We start from the raw sequence: 18070 nt of genomic DNA on the forward strand, positions 1-18070 counted from the left end.
ATTGGCTACTCATGAATAGTCGACCATGCCGGTAGAATCGAAATGCAATCCAGATGGCCAGCTTTGGTAGTAACCCTCAAACGTTCAGTGGTTAGGTCCATAAACAGACTTAACAGGCAATAATCTAAGGGTTATGAACGCCATATGGGATCTAGAGGAACGCGCCGGCCGGCTCATTCGTGAAATCCGATTGTTGGGATGCCTCAGCCAGAAGGACCTTGCCCGGCTACCAGATATTTCCAGCAGCATCATGGCCGACCACGAGCGCGGCAGGGGCTCCAGCATCGAGACCTTCCGGAGTGTGCTCCGGGGCCCAGGCCGGGTCGACGATGTGCTTGAGCACTTGGAGGAGCACTATTCTGAGTCGACACCAATGAAGCTGCTTCGCGTTTCGAAGCGGAAACCAATGCGGGCGCAGAGAGCGCCAAAAAAGCCTAGTCGGACTAAAATTCAAAGAATTCAAAAGCATATAAAGGGCGACTGCCACTCCAATGAGGTGGCTCCCTGACGCAAGCTGGCGCCATGAACACCATCCGAGTACTCGATGCCATTCAGCAAGTCATTGCCGGCCCTGACCTCCGGGCGCCTATGTCACCGGCCGGTAGTCTCAATGGCTTGAAGGAGAGGCAGAGGAACCAGATCCAGGCGAATCACTGACACTTGTGCTGGTCACCGAGGAGAAAAGCATCGATCATCGCACCTTGTCCAAGATTTCCATGACGATCGAGGGTCATCTAGGCGTCAGCGAGGCCTTCATCAGCCGCGTCACCCAAACTGAGTGGGATTCCGCCGAGAGTGACTTCGTGCGGTACTTGAAAAATGCTAGTGACCTCGGGCCACTCAGAGCTTATGATCTGCTGAAAAATGCGGTGGGCGATGCTAATCAACTACGTCTAAGCGTGGGAGATCGCGAGAACCGGGCTCGTGTTCCTGATGGTCGAAACTCCATCGCGCCTCAAATCAAGCGCGAAGACTGCTGGGTGCCCGACTGCTAGGCGCACGATCTGCAGCACGGTGATCGCCTCATGATCACGGCGCAAGAAAGGCACTTCCTCTGGCCTGAAGTCTTCAGCGCGAATAGCCACAGTAGGGTGCCTACGAAGGGTCATACCAGCGTCAGTAATGGTCAGCTCGTAAAAGCTGCCAGTCGAAGTACGAAAAGTGCACGAGTCGCGATCCATGAGCCCAAGCTATCAGCCAGCCAAGATCATTTGGGGATCCCCTATGTGTCAGGGGTGAACGGAAGCACGATGACATAGCAACTTCAGTTTAATCGTGTGGGGCAAGAACCAGGAAACCAAACTTTGTTTCTCACCTTGTTTTGTTCGGGCTCGGCCAACCAGCCGGTCCGGGTTTTGGGGAACGCCGTCGGAGGCAAGCTTCCATTGTGGAACGTGGATCTCGAGGGTCGCTGTCTGCGCCAACCACACCAACGTCCGTGCGTCGTTGACAAGAGGATAGATATTGTCGTGGTCCATGTGATGCACTCTCTGGCGCTGCACCCACTCCGGGGTGGCTGCATCAAGATTCTTCTGGAAGAAGCTCTTGCCGGGGCATGCTTCCGTCCCCACGCCGTCCACCCATCGCTTGCGGGTTGCGGGCCGGTTCTTAGCCCACGGAAGCAAAACTGGGGCAACCTGCAGGTAGTACATGGCCACGTCCAGCTTGGTGGTGCCGGATTCCGGATACAGAACTTTCCCGGGATTGGTAAGCCGGACCGTTGCACCATCAACCTCCAGTTCCTGCGCGCTCATGCTGAGCCCGGGCCTTGGCAGCGGATCATGCTCTCGCCATCGCAGACACGGGTAGCGACGCTCTCCAGCCAGTAGGCATGTGCAACGCATGTTTGCTTGATGTGTCCCCGGAACCGTCCGCAACAGGGACCGGGATCGGTCGTGGACCCGGAGCTACGCCGTCATTCATTCGACTTCCCTTTCACCGTCACCCATCGACTTTCCATGCTGGTGCAGGCACCAAGAGATGTCTAGAGCCGTACAAGCCCGGGGGGTCGGATTTAGCCGCCGAATGTACGCATCAAGTGGTTCAGTAGTTTCATTGACTTCCCTATGCCCAGAGCCGTTCCGGGGCTACGCTGTCGATCATGTTAGTGGTCTGGACTGGTGTTCCCGCCTCGGGTCCCCCTGGCCGGGCCATGCCACGTAAGCTTTGGAGAGACGCTTGACTACGCACTTTGAACGTTACGCCGAGGTCGCGGAAATTCTTGCCCGGCATGGTTTCGGTTCGTTGACGGCCATTCTGGGTCTCGAACGGCTGCAGATGGGCTCCATGCCCCGTTCGTCCGGCCAGCTCGGAAATCCGGATCGACTGGCTCTGGCGCTGGAGGAGCTGGGTCCCACCTTTATCAAGCTTGGGCAGGTGCTTTCGACGCGGCCGGACGTTCTTCCACAGGACTACCTGACCGCGCTTTCCAGGCTACAAGACGGTGCGCCGCCCATATCTACAGAGATCATCCGTTCCTTGATCGAACAGGAGTTGGGTGCAACACCCGAGGAAATTTTTGCCGATTTCAGTGATGTCCCCATGGCCAGCGCGTCCATCGGCCAAGCCCACGCGGCGACGCTGCACGACGGCACTGCTGTCATCATCAAGGTTCGCAGGCCCGGTGTTGTCGCACAGGTTCAAGAGGATCTGGAGATCCTGCAGAACCTGGCCCATCAGGCGAGCCGCAATTGGCCGGCGGTTGCCGACTACAACATCGAGGCAATAGCGGCTGCCTTTGCAACAACGCTGCGGGCCGAATTGAACTACCTCAACGAAGGCAGAAATGCGGAAAGGTTTGCGAGCAATTTTGCCGACGACACAAGCATCCATATTCCGAAAATCTACTGGGAAACGACGACTTCCCGCGTTTTGACCATCGAACGAATCTACGGGCTCAAGATCGATGATGCCGAGGTCCGCGCCATGCCTCTGGCGGCCAGGGACGAGCTGGCTCACCGAGTCACGCGAGCGTTTGCCAAAATGATCTTTGATGATGGGTTCTTCCATGCGGACCCCCACCCCGGAAACCTATTTGTTGAATCCTCAGGGTGCATCGGCTTGATCGATTTTGGAATGGTCGGCGAGGTGAACGAACATCTCCGAGACCAACTCGCCAAGCTCCTATTCGCCTTCAGCAGGAACGACCCAGACCGAATTGCCCGAGCCCTCATGAAAATTTCTGTCCACAGGACCACCACAAACCGGGAACTACTTCAGCGGGACATCGCACACTTCATTGAGCAATACCAAGGCCGGATCCTTGGTGAAACCCAGCTAACGTCCCTTATCAGCGAACTACTGGCCATCCTGCGCACCCACCATCTTCAACTGCCAAGTGAAATGGCCATGCTGGCAAAGATGATCCTAATGACCGAAGGCATGGGTGGTCGCCTCAATCCCGAATTCAACGTTGCTGCGGTGCTCAAGCCGTACGCCAGCAGGCTGGCCATTGAACGGCTCGACCCCCGCAGGCTCCCTGGATTGCTCAAACAGGTGGGACTGGATGCTGCAGACCTTGGATCCGATCTACCCGAGCTGTTGGGGCGTGCGCTCCGCAACCTCGAGGACGGACCCGAAGTCCGTCTCCGTTCCGATGACCTCCTACCGCTGGCAGACCGGGCGGAACGCATCGGGAATCGCCTCGTGGCCAGCATCATTCTCGCAGCATTCATTCGCGGAATTGGAGATCTAACAACCGCCGACAGTGAACGTTTACGTTCGTGGCAAGGCAATCTGCTTGCGGGTGGAATCGGCGCGCTGGCTGCTATTGGCGGTTATCTTGCGTGGTCCTCCCGGCCAAATGCACGCCGTCCTCGGCCGTAGTAATGCGGTTCCGTCTCCGGCACCGCCCTGCGGCAGCCCTCGATTTGCAAGCTGGCGAAACCATCCAGAAAGTTCAACTGAACACGAACAGCACCATCGTGGAACACCAGAACCAACCCAAAAAGAACCGCGCCAACGGTTCGCAACACTATCCACCTGATATATGAGCGGGCTGGCTCTGAAAGCCGGACCCCGTCCAAGCGGCGCTGCATTCGTTGGCGCGCATACGTACGCATATCAACGGATCGACTGGGCTAAGGCCCAGCGCTTGAGAACTCTGTCATCATTGCGCGGCTCGCCCCATCTACCCATGTGAGAGCACTCCATGACGCGACGGATTTGGCTCCTACAGGGCGATGGAAGGGGTAACTCAATAGGACCTAAGACTCTAACGAGTTCAAGTGTTCAAACGTAGCCTCGTGAACACCTGCGACATCATCGCAGCGCAATCAACCACTGACATCCAAGGATTACAACCAGAGCAGGCAACAGGCAGGAGACCCTTGGACTACCTTCGATGCGGCTTTCTGGTTGTTCCATCTGGCCAGGCGTTGACTGGCGGGAAATCCTGCACACGTGTCCGACCGGAGGCAAACCAAGATCCATCTTCGACGGAATTCCGCAGCTCGATAATATGACCAACCCAGAACCCTCACGCATTGTGCCGCCGAGGTCGGCGCTCCGATCATCATCCATTGCCATCCTCGTCATCTTCATCATCGACCAGGAGAAGGCTATGGAATGTTGTATGGGTGCTGGCCGGGCCAATGCCGCTTTCCCGCCTAAAGAATACTGCCGCCACTGACGCTGCATTCCAGGCCCGACCCTTGATCGTCTCGGTCATCGAACCGTTGGAAGGACCCGCATGAAAGCCCTGATCTACAAAGGGCCTGGCGAGAAGTCATGGTCGGACGTTCCAAATCCACAACTCATCAATCCCGGTGATGCGATAGTGCGGGTGGAAACCACCACCATCTGTGGCACCGACCTTCACATTCTTAAGGGGGATGTCCCAGCCGTGCAGCCGGGACGGATTCTGGGCCACGAAGGGGTCGGAACCGTCGTGGAAGTGGGCACGAGCGTCCATGACCTGGTGGTGGGCGATCGCGTCTTGATCTCCTGCATCAAATCATGCGGCCACTGTCCCAACTGCCGCTCGGGCCTGTATTCCCACTGCCTTGGCGACGAAGGCCAATCGGGCATCGGCTGGGTGTTTGGCCACCTGATAGACGGTACCCAAGCCGAATTCGTTCGGGTGCCGTACGCGGACAACTCGCTGTACAAACTACCCGACGGAGTCAGCGACACCGAGGCCGTCATGCTCTCCGACATTCTGCCGACAGGCTTTGAGATCGGCGTTCTGTCAGGCGGGGTCAAGCCCGGCGACGTCGTGGCAGTCATCGGAGCCGGCCCGGTGGGACTGGCGGCGATCGCCACCGCCGGACTCTGCGGCGCGGGAACAATCGTAGCCATCGACCGCGATGAAAACAGGCTCCGGCAAGCCAGGGAATTCGGCGCAACGGACATTGTCGATTCCTCTGCAGTCGACTGGCGCGAAAAGGTCATGGCCCTCACCGACGGGGCAGGCGTCGAGGTGGCCATCGAGGCCGTCGGCCTGCCCGAAACCTTCACCATGGCCATCGACCTCGCCCGCCCCGGCGGCCGCATCGCAAACATCGGCGTCCAGGGCAAGAGCGTCGACCTGGCGCTGCAGGACCTATGGATCCGAAACATCAGTATCAGCATGGGCCTGGTCAATACCAACACCACACCCATGCTGCTCAAGCTTGTGGCACAGCACAAGATCCCGGCTGCCAAGTTTGCAACGCACACCTTCACGTTCGACCAGATGCTTGAAGCGTACGACACCTTTGCCCGAGCAACGGAGACGAAGGCGCTGAAAGTCATTATCACGCACCAGCCAACCCAGCCCTGAAAGGCATCAACACCATGGAACAGATCACCATCATTGGCAACGGGCATATGGCCCGTTCTCTCGCCGTCCGCATGATCAAGGGCCGGCATTCCGTATTGATCCTGGGCCGCAATGAAGGCAAGACCCGGGACCTCGTTGAGTTCCTCGGTGCCGGAGCACACGGCGGCAGAGAGGGCACCTCCATCGAGGGCGACCTCGTGTTCCTGGCGGTCCCCTTTGAAGAGGGCAGGAAGGCGGTATCTGCCTATGGCAGTGCCCTCGCTGGCAAGGTCGTCGTTGACATCAGCAATCCCGTGGACCTGGCCACCTTCGACCGGCTTTTGGTTCGCGAGGACACGTCAGCCGCGGAATCGATCGCATTGCTTGCGGGCCCGACCACCGACGTTGTCAAGGCCTTCAACACCTGCCTGGCCAAGCCGCTGGAAGCAGGGTCCGTGGCCGGGTTCCCCTTGGACGTCTTCATTGCCGGCGACTCCGAACAGGCCAAGGCCACGGTCAGCGCGGTGGCCGCGAACTCCGGCCTGCGCCCGATCGATGTCGGGCCGCTCAAGCGGGCACGCCAGCTTGAATCCATGATGCTCTTGGTCATGGGCCTTCAGGTCAACCCCGAACACAAGAACTTCAACTGGGACACGTCACTCAAGATCCTTCCCTAGGAAAACGATGGAACCGACAACAGAATCCTCCGGTCGCGTCATTGCCGGCATAGACGGATCCGAGCACTCAGCACGCATCCTGAAAACCGCCGCACGGATCGCGGGAGCGCTGAAGCTTCGCCTCGACGTCATCTGCTGTTGGAAGGAGCCGGGCATTTACCTTGCCGCGGAAATTCCAGGCGGCGGGTTCCAGGAGGCAGACATCCTGGAGAGTGAAGCCCGACGCCTGGTCGAGCGCACGCTCAGCAGGGCGTTCGGCCCGGAACGGCCCACCAGGATGAGTGTCGAGCTGAGGCGCGGCAACCCCGCAAAGATCCTCGTCGAGGAAAGTCTCAACGCGCGAATGCTGGTCTTGGGCCGACGCGGCGGGGGCGGTTTCCTTGGTCTACGGATCGGGTCGGTTGCCGCTGCCTGTGCAGCGCATGCCCACTGTCCGGTTCTCGTTGTCAACGATGACGCATAGACGGTGCCTGGCCGGGGCTTCGCGAGGCATCCCCGCCTGCTCGTCAACGGGTTTCGTGCCCACCACGGCCGACGTCCAACACCTGCGGACCCGTCTGAACCACGAATGCCTGGTTCAGACGGGTCCGTTCCGGTGCTTCACACGAGCTCAACTCGGGTTTCGAAGATTCACGGTTTCCAGGTGCTCGGGTACCCGGGCACGCCAGCCCAGTTCGTGCTTGATGCGCAGTCGCAACGCGTCCGCGGCCTCGGGTTCGCCGTGGGTGATGTAGGTCATCCGCGGGGCCGTGGGTGCTTCCTTCATCCAGCCGATTAACGTGTTGGAATCCGCGTGGGCGGAGAACCCATCCATTGAGACGACCTCGGCCCGGATCTGCACATACTCGCCATAGATCTTCAGCGTCCGCTGCCCGCCCTCCAGGGCCGCCCCGCGCGTTCCGCCCGCCTGGTAGCCGGCCAGGACGATCGCGTTCTTCGGGTCCTCCCCGTAGGCGGAGAGGTGATGAAGGATCCTTCCGCCGGAGAGCATCCCGCTGGCGGAAATGATGATCATGGGCCCGCCGCGCAGGTTCAGCAACTTGGACTCGTCCGCCGTCCGTGTCAGCGTCGCCAGCCCGTACATCGCCGAAAAATCCTTGTCGCTGAGCCGGTGTTCCTCCCTGTGTTGTTGATAGATCAGGGAGGCGTCGATGGCCATGGGGCTGTTCAGGAAGACCGGCACTGCAGGGATCTTTCCTTTGGCCAGCAACCGCGACAGGGACAAAAGGATCGACTCGGCGCGACCCACGGCGAATGCAGCAATGAGGACGACTCCGCCGCGTTTGGCGACCCGGGTGACCAGGTTTCCCAACTCCTCGCCGGGATCCTCCGGAGAGTGGTTTCGGTTCCCGTAGGTCGACTCGGTCACCAATACGTCGACCGAGTCCAAGCCACGCGGCGGATACATCAGCGGGTCGTCCGGCCGCCCGAGATCGCCCGTGAAATGAATTCCGGTGCCGCCAATGCCAAGGTGGACTTGGGAGGCCCCCAGAATATGGCCTGCCGGGATCAGGGTGACATCGACGCCATCGGCAACCTCGAAGCGTTCATCGAACTCGTGGGTTCGAAAGCTCTTGAGTGATCGCGCCGCGTCCGCCGCCGTGTAAAGCGGCAGGGGTGGATGGTGAATGGACGACCCCTTGTGCGCGGCGAACCGCGCTTCTTCTTCCAGAAGATGGCCGCTGTCAAGTAAAAGCAGGCTGCACAACTGTGCGGTGCCCTTGCTCGAATGGATGGGACCGGTAAAACCGTCCCGGACAAGGGCAGGCAGATAGCCGGTGTGGTCAAGGTGGGCGTGGGTGATGACGACGGCGTCAATGGAAGCCGCCGGCACGGGCAGCGGAGTGCGGTTCCGGTCGCGCAATTGCTTGAAACCCTGAAACAGTCCGCAATCCACCAAGATCCGTTGTCCGCCGGTATCCAAAAGGTACTTCGAACCGGTCACGGTGCCGGTCCCGCCCAAAAACCTGAGGCTCGGGTGCTGATGCCTTGTCATGCCTGGCCTTCTTGTCGTCGCAGTCGTTTGAAAGCATCGCCGGCGAAACCGAACCGCTCCGGCCGAGGCCGGCATGTCATCTCGGCGCCAGGGGTGCTCGCCCTGCCCTCACCAATGGAAATTCTTTACCCCTGCAACGTGTGACAAGCAGCTGTCGTTTTAGGGGCATATTGCTGCCTCCAGTAAACGGTCCCTCTACCGGAAACTGATAGGGCCCAAAGACCCCCTCGAATTGACATTGGTCGCGGACAGGCTTCCCCGACCGGTCCGAAACCAGCGAGTCACTGTGCCCCGACTCGATCCCTTTGGCGCTGAGGCCCACACTGGGACTTGGCGATCCGCGCCCCGGTCGTGGCGAAACCCTTTGCAGCGACCGGTCAGGATTCCCAAGCCCATGGTATTTGGCGTGCCGCAAAATTCGACTGCTGCCTTGAAGGCCATTTCCCTTGGAAGGCCCCCGGCACGGTTGGGCATTCTTGACCGTTTCGGGCCCCAGGTGTGCGCCGTTTCGCAGCCTGCACTGAAGCGAACGCGTTGATGCGGCAGCACCGTTGGAAACGGCGGAAGTCATGCTGCCGTTGGGCAACTCAATGCGCGTTCTGTATCAGGGATATCCGCAGTGCCGGATCCCGGTGACAGCCGCGGCTTACGGAAGTCCTGTCCGGTTCCGTCCGCCACGACGTTCGTCCACCGCAGTGCCCCTGACGCCGGCATGCTCTTAGCGGTTCTCCAGCGGACGGTGGTTCTGCTGGCTGCCTCGAACGAAAAGACCCAGACACGGCAGCCGACCGCCGAAAACGTTGGGATTCCTAGGCCCGAACAAGAACTGCTGGATATCCGGCGGAAGCATGATGCGCAGGAACTTGAAGAGAGCACGCGTTTGCCCTGGCCGCAGAACGGAGCCCGAAACACATGGAGCCACCGGTGCAGGAACCCGGCGGCAGGCTGCCTGCACGGGTGGTCTTGCCTTTGGTTGCCCTGAGGCCTTGATCCTAGCCATTAAGCCGGACCATGACCTGTCCTTTCACCGTGCAAAGAGGCCTGACTCAGGTTCGGTTCGTGGCGAACGGGAACAGGAGAGGTTCCACAGCAAGGGAAACCGCAAGATATTTTCAAGGCGAGACATCAATGGCCAGTCTTCAGAGCCGAGGCCTTTGTGCCCTACTGCCCGAGTTGAGGGATCCGTAGGATCAGACGTATGAGCGGCAATCCCATGGTACCCAAAGTAGAAATCCTCGACACAGGACAGTGCTGGAAACTCCTTTCCACGACGTCGGTTGGGCGACTCGCCGTTACGGTTGACGGCCACCCCGATCTCTTTCCCGTCAACTACAAAATTGACGAGGATACGCTAATTTTCCGAACAGGCGACGGAACAAAACTTAGAGCAATCAAAAACGACGCAAGGGTTGCATTCGAAACCGACGCCGTGACTCCGGAGTCGGGAGTTGCTTGGAGCGTTGTCATCAAAGGCTCAATCGAAGCCACGCCTTCGACGAGCCCCGCCCTCAACGAAACTGAACGTATCCTGTTTCCCTGGCAGGGCGTAGGCCAAGACCATTTCGTCCGGATCATCCCCGAAACAGTGACGGGAAGGCGCTTTACGCTGGATACCTCGATGACTTGGCAAATCTCGCTCGATGGCTCCATCAGGGCAGGGCTGGAGTAGAGGGACTTCGCAGTCGCGGCGATATGCCCTGCTCCTCACGAAGCAAAGCTTGGGAAGCACCCGGTTCGTGCGTGGGCCATTCGTCCCGGGCCGCAAGTTCGAAACTATGATCCTAGATGTGGGCGACGTCTGGGATCATTGTTGACGGCATTCAAGTTCACGCGCCGGAGGAAGCAATTCGACTGCGGCGCCCAATTCAAGATTCAGGCGTGGAACCACTTGTTTGGGGCCCCGCGAGGTGGCCTTTGCCAAAGTTTGCCCCCCGCGTTGGAGTGCCGCAGGGAGTTTCGGCCATCCGCGCGATTCGCTTGGTTGGCATCAATCCATGCCAAACGAATGGGTGTTAGGTTAACCAGTCCCTCGATTGTTGGACTCGTCTACGCCTAACTGCAAAAGCGGTACTCTGCCGGATTGGGGTGCCTGACCAGTGACACAGAGGAAATCTCATAGCCACTGAAGGAGGCCCCCGGATCAAGCATCAGGTATTTGCGAATCCTGCGGTGGGACGTTGAGTGTGGATATTGCTTCGCGCACGAGTTTCAGGTAGGAATCATTCGTATATAGGCCGTACGTATACAGTTCCAAGGCCGGCATTGCCAGGCGACGCAACATCTGTTGCTGCGAAGCAGGCAATCCGAGGATGCGTTCGATGTGCGGGGCCATGATTATCATGCCCAATGCGGTCGTGGCGACCAAGACGGCCAGTGCACGCGGGTCGTCGGAAGGGCGCATGATACCGTCAATGATGCTGGCCTTGATGATCGCTTCGCTCTCATCGACCAAGACGTCGACGAACCGCGCGGCTACGGAGCCATTCTCCCTAACGACGCGTCCAAGGTAGCTCATCTGCATCTGGTAGCTGCCCGGGTCGACCATGTAGGAATGCATGACCTCGTTCATGCCCTCCAGTGTGGCCTTTTCATGTGCCCATCTGACTAACGTCTGAAGCACGCTTTCGTCGCATGCCTGACGAAGCCCGTCTCTATTTTCGAACAGCTCAACAACGTCACTGGCGTTCACGCCGGCAGCGTGTGCAATCTCGTCGAGACTGGGCTTACTGAACCCTTCAGTGGCGAAATGGGCGATCCCGGATTTGAGGATGCTCGCCTTTATGTCCTCCTGCGGCTTCTCGTCCATGGAGGGAGCACTGTCTGGTCCGTTTCCTACCATCAATGCCATTTGGGTAAGCAACCGAATCATTCCGCTCACCGAGACCACGCTCCTTACAATGCAATTGAACTTTAATCATTCCTTTGACGTTTAGTGAATCATCCGGCGCGTGGCACCAACAGAGAACAAGGTCCTGTTCCGTGGACTTGGCGTTCGTGATTGCGATACCACATGAGCTACAGCCTGCTTGGCCGGCCGACTGGCCCCACACGTGAGCCCGATACTTGAAACACGATTCTTGATGATGGCCGGGCGCGCTTAAGAGGCAGGGTTCCGGATCTTGGCCAGTGGGGAACAGATATGTTTCGACGGAACGGAAGGCTCCCGGAGCCAAGTGCCGAGGCAAGGAGCAATGACATGGGCGCCATCCCAGGACACCGGTTAATCGTATTCATCCATGAAAACAAGACCACGGACTTCAATCTCCCCGCAGTGGCAGCTTGGGGCGCCGTCGTCGCCAACCGCGGCACCTTGCCGGAGACATTACCCGATCTCTACCAGCTCCATGACCGCAACGCTGGGTCCGCTACGCCGTGGGCGACCTATCCGGCACTTTGGCACCGGATCAAACTCCACCCCCGAAAAAATGTTCGCCCTCAGCGGCCAAATACCGACGATTAAGAGTCCCCATTCGTCGGCCCATCCGGTCTGGGAGCCACTCGCTATCTTCACCGACGCCCCGGCCGGAGAAGTCTCTTGGGGGCACTCACAAGTCCCTGCCCAAGGACTTCACCACATGAGCCAAGGCAGGCACCCTTCCACAGATCTACTATCTATGGAGTTCTACAGCCTACGACGAACATCCGCATCAGGTGAGCACACCACGCAGGTTCCCCGCCCTCCCTCGTGGCACTCCTCGATCCCGCGATCTCAATACCCAGAACCGCCGACCCGGGCATTGCGATCGCCCAGCAAGCTCCTCCGAAACCGGCCCCGGACTCGGTCCTGACCGACCTGTGGTAAGGACCCGCGGGCCAACAGATGCCTCCACAACAACACTCGATGGCACGGGAATCCCCGCCCCCAACGTGCGCCCTCGTGGGCAAGACCCCACCCAAGCCCGAAAAACAAGGCACTGCCATGCCGCATCCTTCCAGTGGTCGTGGCAAGGACGGGCCATCGCCGTCGACAACCGGGTCAAAAAGATGGTGCCTTGTCCGCTCCAGACCTCCGCTTAGGTAGATTGATCCCGATGACCAGGCAAAAACAAGGCTTGTCCCGTGGATGGTTCCGATCAAGAGTGTTGAAACCATACAGGAGCACCCGGCCCCCTGTCAGCGGTCGGGCAAAGTTTCAGTGTCATTCGCGGCCTCGGCCGCTGAAATGGCCGGAACGGTGCGTAGAAAACTATCGGGATTCAGGGAAATTGAGTCGATACCCCGTTCCACCAGAAATGCGGCAAAATCCGGAAAATTGCTGGGCGCCTGCCCGCAAATCCCTATCCGTATGCCAGCTGCGTGTGCCCCGTCAATGGCTTCACGGATCATTTCCTTGACTGCGTCGTCACGTTCGTCAAACAGTGCCGATAGTTTCTGTGAATCCCTGTCTACCCCCAGAACCAGTTGCGTGAGGTCATTCGAACCAATGGAGAAACCGTCGAACTTGGCGGCAAACCGCTCTGCCAGAACAACATTTGAAGGGACCTCACACATCATGTAAATCCGCAGCCCGTTCTGACCCCGAACAAGACCGTTTTCCGAAAGCACTGCAAGCACGCGATCAGCTTCGCCCAGCGTCCGGCAAAACGGGACCATAACAACGACGTTCGCAAATCCGCAGTGTTCCCTCAGCCGGATGATGGCCCGGCATTCCAAGTCAAACCCGGCCCGGTAGCTTTCATCGTAGTACCGGGACGCCCCGCGAAATCCGATCATGGGGTTCGATTCTTCGGTCTCAAAGTCAGTTCCACCGATCAAATGGGCATATTCGTTGGTCTTGAAATCGCTGAAGCGAACAATCGTCGGCGCCGGATGGAACGGCGTCGCAAGTTTGGCGAGCCCTCGCGCCAAGGTTTGCACGAAGTAGTCCGCAGGGTCGGCATAATCTTTTGCCAGTTCGGCAATCTTGGTTCGCTCTGCCGCGTTGGACACGCGTTCGGGGAAGGCCAAGGCCATCGGATGAACCTGAACCATGTCGTTGATGACGAACTCCATGCGCGCCAGCCCGATGCCTTGGGCTGGCAACCTCCACCACTTGAAGACCGTTGCCGGGCTAGCCACGTTCAGCATGACCGCGGTATCGGTTGCCGGCAAGCTTCCGAGGTCTACCTCGTCCTGGCGACTTGCAAGCAACCCATCATAGACATGGCCGCTTTCCCCGTCGGCACAGGAAACCGTCACGGACTGCCCCTCGGCAATCACGGCAGTGGCGTTGGATGTTCCCACCACGGCGGCAATACCCAGCTCCCGGCTGACGATTGCCGCATGGCTGGTTGCCCCGCCCTTGTCAGTGACGATGGCCCGAGCCCGTTTCATCACAGGCACCCAATCCGGGTCAGTTTGTTCGGTGACCAATACTGAGCCGTCCACAAAGCGCTCGATGTCGACAGCATCCCTGATCACACACGCAGGGCCCGAAGCAATTAAATCGCCAACCGCCGCCCCCGTGACCAGCAGCGGACCCTGTTCAGTCAGGTGTTGCGAACGCAGAATTGTGCTGCTCTTACGCGCCTGCACGGTTTCCGGCCTGGCCTGGACGATGAACAGTTCGCCGGTTGTCCCATCCTTGGCCCATTCCATGTCCATGGGCCTTCCATAGTGGTTTTCAATCTGCACGGCCCACTTTCCAAGCTGAACGATGTCGCCTTCATCAAGGACGAATGATTCTTGTTCGGCTTCGGTGGTGTCGACCAGCAGCGTTCCGGTTCCTCCAACAGATGCGTAGACAAGTTTGCGCATCTTCGAACCCTTGGACTTGTCGATGATCGGTGAAAACGATGAATTCTCCAGCAGTGGCTTGAAGACGCCGTATCTGTCCGGATTAACCATTCCCTGCACAACGGTTTCGCCGAGCCCCCAGTTGGCGCTAATGACTGCGGAGCGTGGGAATCCGGTTTCGGGATCAAGGGAAAACATGACACCGGATGCTCCCAAATCCGATCTGACCATGAGCTGAACCCCGATGGACAACGATACGTCCAACTGCCCAAAATTCATGATTTGTCGATAGCTGATTGCCCTGTCCGTAAACAGGGAAGCATAGCATCGTCGACAGGCGTCCAAGAGCTGTTGTTCGCCCCTGACATTGAGGTACGTTTCTTGTTGTCCCGCAAAACTCGCCTCAGGCAAATCCTCAGCTGTCGCGCTGCTGCGAACAGCAACAGCGGGTTCAACGCAACCAGCCCGCATCGCCAGCTCCCGATAGAACGCACAAATTTGGACGATAGCACTAGGGGAAAACTCTCCTGTCAATATCAATTCGCGCAATTCTTGTCCGGCCTGTTTCCAGCTGATTTTCCCCGCGCCCTTGGACGCCAAGATCCCTTCCAATTTTGATTCCAGATCATTCGTCTCAAGGAAGTTCCTGTAGGCAGAAGCCGTGATGGCGAATCCGGCAGGTACCTTTACTCCGCTGGCGCTCAGCGAACGGATCAATTCGCCCAGTGAGGCGTTTTTTCCCCCGACCTGGGAAACATCCTTGTTGCCAACGTCCTCAAGCCACACGACTTTGTCTTGTTCCATGGTATTTTGCTCTCCCTTGCCGGCGTTCCGACCTCGATAGCTGTGAGTCGTGCCCTTCGGGATCCGGCATTGCAAATTCCGGCCATCCACCGCCCTTGAAGGCGTCACCCACGATTTGAGTCAACACCACGGGTCGCACCTCAGCTAGGGGATTTAGGCACATCTCAGGAACCTACGCTGCAGACACCCCTATTCCGCTGCAACTAATCGCCAAACCATCTATAGGCTTTGCCCCCTGCGGAAAGTACAGCTTGCGACTAACAGGGAAAGCGCCCATGGTAATTTGCGATTCACGAACGAACAATGCATGAGCCCGCCGAGGGCTGGGACAATCAGACACGACGGGCGGATTCCATGGCGTTCTGCTCAAGGGGCCGACTTTCGGGTTTTGAAGTTCGCTGAACCGGAACCGCCGACAACCGATTAATCGCCGCAGCCGGAAGGCGAGCATCAACTTCGGTTAGCATCTCGCGGCGTCACGCACCGAGTTTTCGGAGATACCAGAGTGCCGCCGCCTCTGGCTTCAGGCTTGGCTGTTGGCGGGGACGAAAGCTGAGCTTCGTCCCTCAAGTCTCTATTCATAGCTGCAGGATATCTGCGGCCCTACAGCGAAGTTTATTCCTGACCGTAAACCTTAAACTATGGGAGATTTCATCTCTAAGTAGTCGCCGCTCCGAGGCCTAAGCCTGGGATCGTCGCTGGTGTTCAGACTTAGACGGCCTCAGTCGGGTATGTGCTACCAATCGGCGTCGGAGGAGAATGGGCGCCAAGCATAGGCGCGATCTCAATGCCGTTCCTCAGCACAAGACCGGCGAAGCCAACCGCGAAGCAGCGCCGATTGAACCGACCTTTGACACCCCGAAGCTGGCTCCGCTCCGGTTGCCCCATGCCGTTCACCGACGGATCCCCGGTGGGACATGCTCCTTGTTTCGACCCCGTACTGATTGTCATGATCGGTGGATAGTCTTGCCCCAGTACTCCGGCGCAGTGTCGGCTTTGAACTCGCTGGAGTTGCTCTCACCGCTGCGTGTCCTCATCGCAGTTGTCCTTGAGCTGGCTTCTTTGGCTGTTTATTGCGTCCTTACGGACTCGATACTGGGTCCTGTTCATTAGGGCCATTTCACCCTGCATCGCATCGATGTGGCCGGACCTAGCGTCAACCACGTGGTGCCAGGCGGCGAGTTCGGCGGCCGTGCGGTTCAGGCTGCGTCAGAGAGTCGGAGTCCACCCCGAGGAAGCCCTGACTTCGCCGGCAATCGAAACAGCCGGTTCAAATTAGGTGCTGGCCTTCATGTTGTTCGTCCTCGGATTGGTGCTTTCACTAACCTATTTTTCAACCACCATCTACTATCGCGGTTCAACCATCGCGGCGCTGGCTGCAATGCTGGCGGCTGGCCTTGGAGTATGGTTTCTGACGCGGCAAACGGAACGGGCAATATCCATGCCCGTAGCCTTGCCAAGCACCTGCCGTTGGTGAGCGAGGATTCCGCCGAATGGTTCCGGCGCACGATGACCGGCCAAATCCTTCTCGCGACGCAGTCCCCTCCTTGGATGGCACTGGACCTCCTGCCTGCCGTCGTCAATATGACGTTTGACGCTGCGGCGTTACGGTCCCTGTTGGCGGTCTTTGGCCACAATCTCGGTTTCGGACCCTGCTCACGGTGTATAGCGTGAGAAGCATTTTGACCATGCTTCCCCCTGACGCCGGGAGGATTGGGCATTGTTGAAGGCGTCATGCTGCCCGCGTTCATCGGATTGGGTACTCCGCCCGGGTCGTGCTCTTGGGCGTTCTGGGTTGGCGTGTAGTCCAATTCTGGATGCCGATTACTCTCAGGGTCTTGTCCTATGCATCATTGAGATTTGGCACACTTCGAAAACACCCGTTACTCACAAACCCGTGCACGCGAACAATAATCAGCGGAGGATTAGAAGTATGCTCATATTGGTGCTGAATTCCGGCTCGTCTTCGATCAAGTTCCAGTTGCACCAGTTCCGGGATCCCAACGCCCACGGGGAATCCGAGGTGCTGGCCGTCGGCCAGGTTGAGAAGGCCGCCGGAGGCAAATCCGGAAAGGGTACCTCCAGCGATCATCTTCCGGCCCTGGACCAGGTCAATCAACGGATACTGACGGTGTTGGCGGGTCAGAAGATCGATGCCATCGGACATCGGGTGGTCCATGGCGGCGAGCGATTCATCGAACCTGCCGTGCTCATCGAAGAAGCAATTGGGGAGTTGGAGCAGTTGAGCTACCTTGCCCCGCTTCACAATCCAGACGACATCAGCGGGATCCGCGCTGCCGGCAACACCTGGCCCGGCGTCCCCCAAGTGGCAGTCTTTGACACGGCTTTCCACATGACGTTGCCGGAATCTGCTTGGCGCTACGCCATTCCGGAAGACCTCTACAGCCGCTACGGGATCCGCCGCTACGGCTTTCACGGAACCTCCGTCGAGTACGTCACCAAGGCCGCAGCAGGCTTCCTGGGCCTGCCCCTCGGGCAGTTCGACGGCATCATTGCGCATCTGGGCAGCGGCGCATCGGTGACCGCCATCCAAGGGGGCCGAAGCATCGATACGTCGATGGGCTTCACGCCGGTGGACGGGCTCGTCATGGGTACGCGCTGCGGGGACATCGATCCCTCGATCGTGTTGTTACTACAGCGTCGGGGCCTGGACGCCGACGCCATCGAGGAGCTCCTGAACCTGCAGTCCGGGTTCCAGGCCCTGTGCGGCTTCAGCGACATGCGCTCCATCGAGGAAGCCGCTATGGCGGGCCACGGCAAGGCCAGGCTGGCCCTGGAGATTGCCGCCTACCGGCTCGCGAAATACATCGGCGGCTACCACGTGGCCGTCGGCGGCGCCAAGGCCTTGGTCTTCACCGCCGGCATCGGGGAAAACTCGTCTCGGTTCCGTTCCCTGGTTGTCGGAAAGCTTGGGCCGCTGGGAGTCGCGCTTGAAGATGCCGCCAACCTAGGCGCATCAATGGAACGTCGTCGCATCAGCTCCATGGATTCGGCGTTCCCGGTGCTCGTGATCCCCACCGATGAAGCACGCGCGATCGCCGAAGCCACGGCCGCCCTCATACAGACGCTTTAGGGTGCGCAATATTGCGTCAGTAACCTTTTGCGCCCAAGGCCAGG

Annotated in this window: 13 protein-coding genes; 9 read left to right on the plus strand and 4 right to left on the minus strand. The window is 58.8% G+C overall.

The window, feature by feature from the left end:
- The first annotated feature begins 662 nt into the window (after positions 1 to 662).
- Positions 663 to 995, plus strand: a complete 333-nt coding sequence (locus JOF47_RS08650) for a hypothetical protein (protein ID WP_209997191.1) — start codon at positions 663 to 665, stop codon at positions 993 to 995.
- Between the two features lie 234 nt (positions 996 to 1229).
- On the opposite strand, the gene ligD is transcribed toward JOF47_RS08650, so the two are convergent.
- The gene (gene ligD / locus JOF47_RS08655; protein WP_209997192.1) at positions 1230 to 1754 is read right to left on the minus strand and encodes a non-homologous end-joining DNA ligase LigD; all 525 of its coding nucleotides are present in this window, start codon (positions 1752 to 1754) and stop codon (positions 1230 to 1232) included.
- A gap of 424 nt (positions 1755 to 2178) precedes the next feature.
- On the opposite strand from ligD, the gene JOF47_RS08660 reads away from it, so the two are divergent.
- From JOF47_RS08660 to JOF47_RS08675, 4 genes are all read left to right on the plus strand, one after another.
- Positions 2179 to 3825, plus strand: a complete 1647-nt coding sequence (locus JOF47_RS08660) for an ABC1 kinase family protein (RefSeq protein ID WP_209997193.1) — start codon at positions 2179 to 2181, stop codon at positions 3823 to 3825.
- Positions 3826 to 4690: 865 nt separating this feature from the next.
- Positions 4691 to 5761, plus strand: coding sequence for a zinc-dependent alcohol dehydrogenase family protein (locus tag JOF47_RS08665; protein ID WP_209997194.1), 1071 nt, complete (start codon positions 4691 to 4693; stop codon positions 5759 to 5761).
- Between the two features lie 14 nt (positions 5762 to 5775).
- On the plus strand, positions 5776 to 6417 hold the full coding sequence (locus JOF47_RS08670) for an NADPH-dependent F420 reductase (RefSeq protein ID WP_209997195.1): 642 nt from the start codon (positions 5776 to 5778) through the stop codon (positions 6415 to 6417).
- A 7-nt stretch (positions 6418 to 6424) separates the two neighbouring features.
- Positions 6425 to 6880, plus strand: a complete 456-nt coding sequence (locus tag JOF47_RS08675; protein ID WP_209997196.1) for a universal stress protein — start codon at positions 6425 to 6427, stop codon at positions 6878 to 6880.
- Between the two features lie 147 nt (positions 6881 to 7027).
- Here JOF47_RS08675 and JOF47_RS08680 read toward each other — a convergent pair whose 3' ends face one another.
- Positions 7028 to 8413: an MBL fold metallo-hydrolase RNA specificity domain-containing protein gene (locus JOF47_RS08680; protein ID WP_209997197.1), complete on the minus strand. Its 1386-nt coding sequence runs from the start codon at positions 8411 to 8413 to the stop codon at positions 7028 to 7030.
- Positions 8414 to 9611: 1198 nt separating this feature from the next.
- Here JOF47_RS08680 and JOF47_RS08685 point away from each other — a divergent pair.
- The gene (locus tag JOF47_RS08685; protein ID WP_209997198.1) at positions 9612 to 10082 is read left to right on the plus strand and encodes a pyridoxamine 5'-phosphate oxidase family protein; all 471 of its coding nucleotides are present in this window, start codon (positions 9612 to 9614) and stop codon (positions 10080 to 10082) included.
- Between the two features lie 471 nt (positions 10083 to 10553).
- Here the strand turns inward: JOF47_RS08685 and JOF47_RS08690 are convergent, their stop codons facing one another.
- The gene (locus JOF47_RS08690) at positions 10554 to 11282 is read right to left on the minus strand and encodes a TetR/AcrR family transcriptional regulator (protein ID WP_245356687.1); all 729 of its coding nucleotides are present in this window, start codon (positions 11280 to 11282) and stop codon (positions 10554 to 10556) included.
- A gap of 327 nt (positions 11283 to 11609) precedes the next feature.
- Here JOF47_RS08690 and JOF47_RS08695 point away from each other — a divergent pair, with 327 nt between their 5' ends.
- On the plus strand, positions 11610 to 11873 hold the full coding sequence (locus tag JOF47_RS08695; protein WP_209997200.1) for a hypothetical protein: 264 nt from the start codon (positions 11610 to 11612) through the stop codon (positions 11871 to 11873).
- 653 nt (positions 11874 to 12526) lie between these two features.
- Here JOF47_RS08695 and ppsA read toward each other — a convergent pair.
- Complete coding sequence (gene ppsA, locus JOF47_RS08700; RefSeq protein WP_209997201.1) at positions 12527 to 14932, minus strand: phosphoenolpyruvate synthase; 2406 nt, start codon at positions 14930 to 14932, stop codon at positions 12527 to 12529.
- A gap of 1291 nt (positions 14933 to 16223) precedes the next feature.
- Between ppsA and JOF47_RS08705 the strand changes: the two genes are divergently transcribed.
- Together JOF47_RS08705 and JOF47_RS08710 are read left to right on the plus strand one after the other, a co-directional pair.
- A complete protein-coding gene (locus JOF47_RS08705) occupies positions 16224 to 16409 on the plus strand; it encodes a hypothetical protein (protein ID WP_209997202.1) in 186 nt (61 codons plus the stop codon).
- A gap of 456 nt (positions 16410 to 16865) precedes the next feature.
- Positions 16866 to 18026 (plus strand): acetate/propionate family kinase, encoded by a 1161-nt coding sequence (locus JOF47_RS08710; protein WP_209997203.1) that lies wholly within the window; start codon positions 16866 to 16868, stop codon positions 18024 to 18026.
- The last annotated feature ends 44 nt before the right edge of the window (positions 18027 to 18070 follow it).

The sequence above is a fragment of the Paeniglutamicibacter kerguelensis genome (assembly GCF_017876535.1).
Classification (GTDB): domain Bacteria; phylum Actinomycetota; class Actinomycetes; order Actinomycetales; family Micrococcaceae; genus Paeniglutamicibacter; species Paeniglutamicibacter kerguelensis.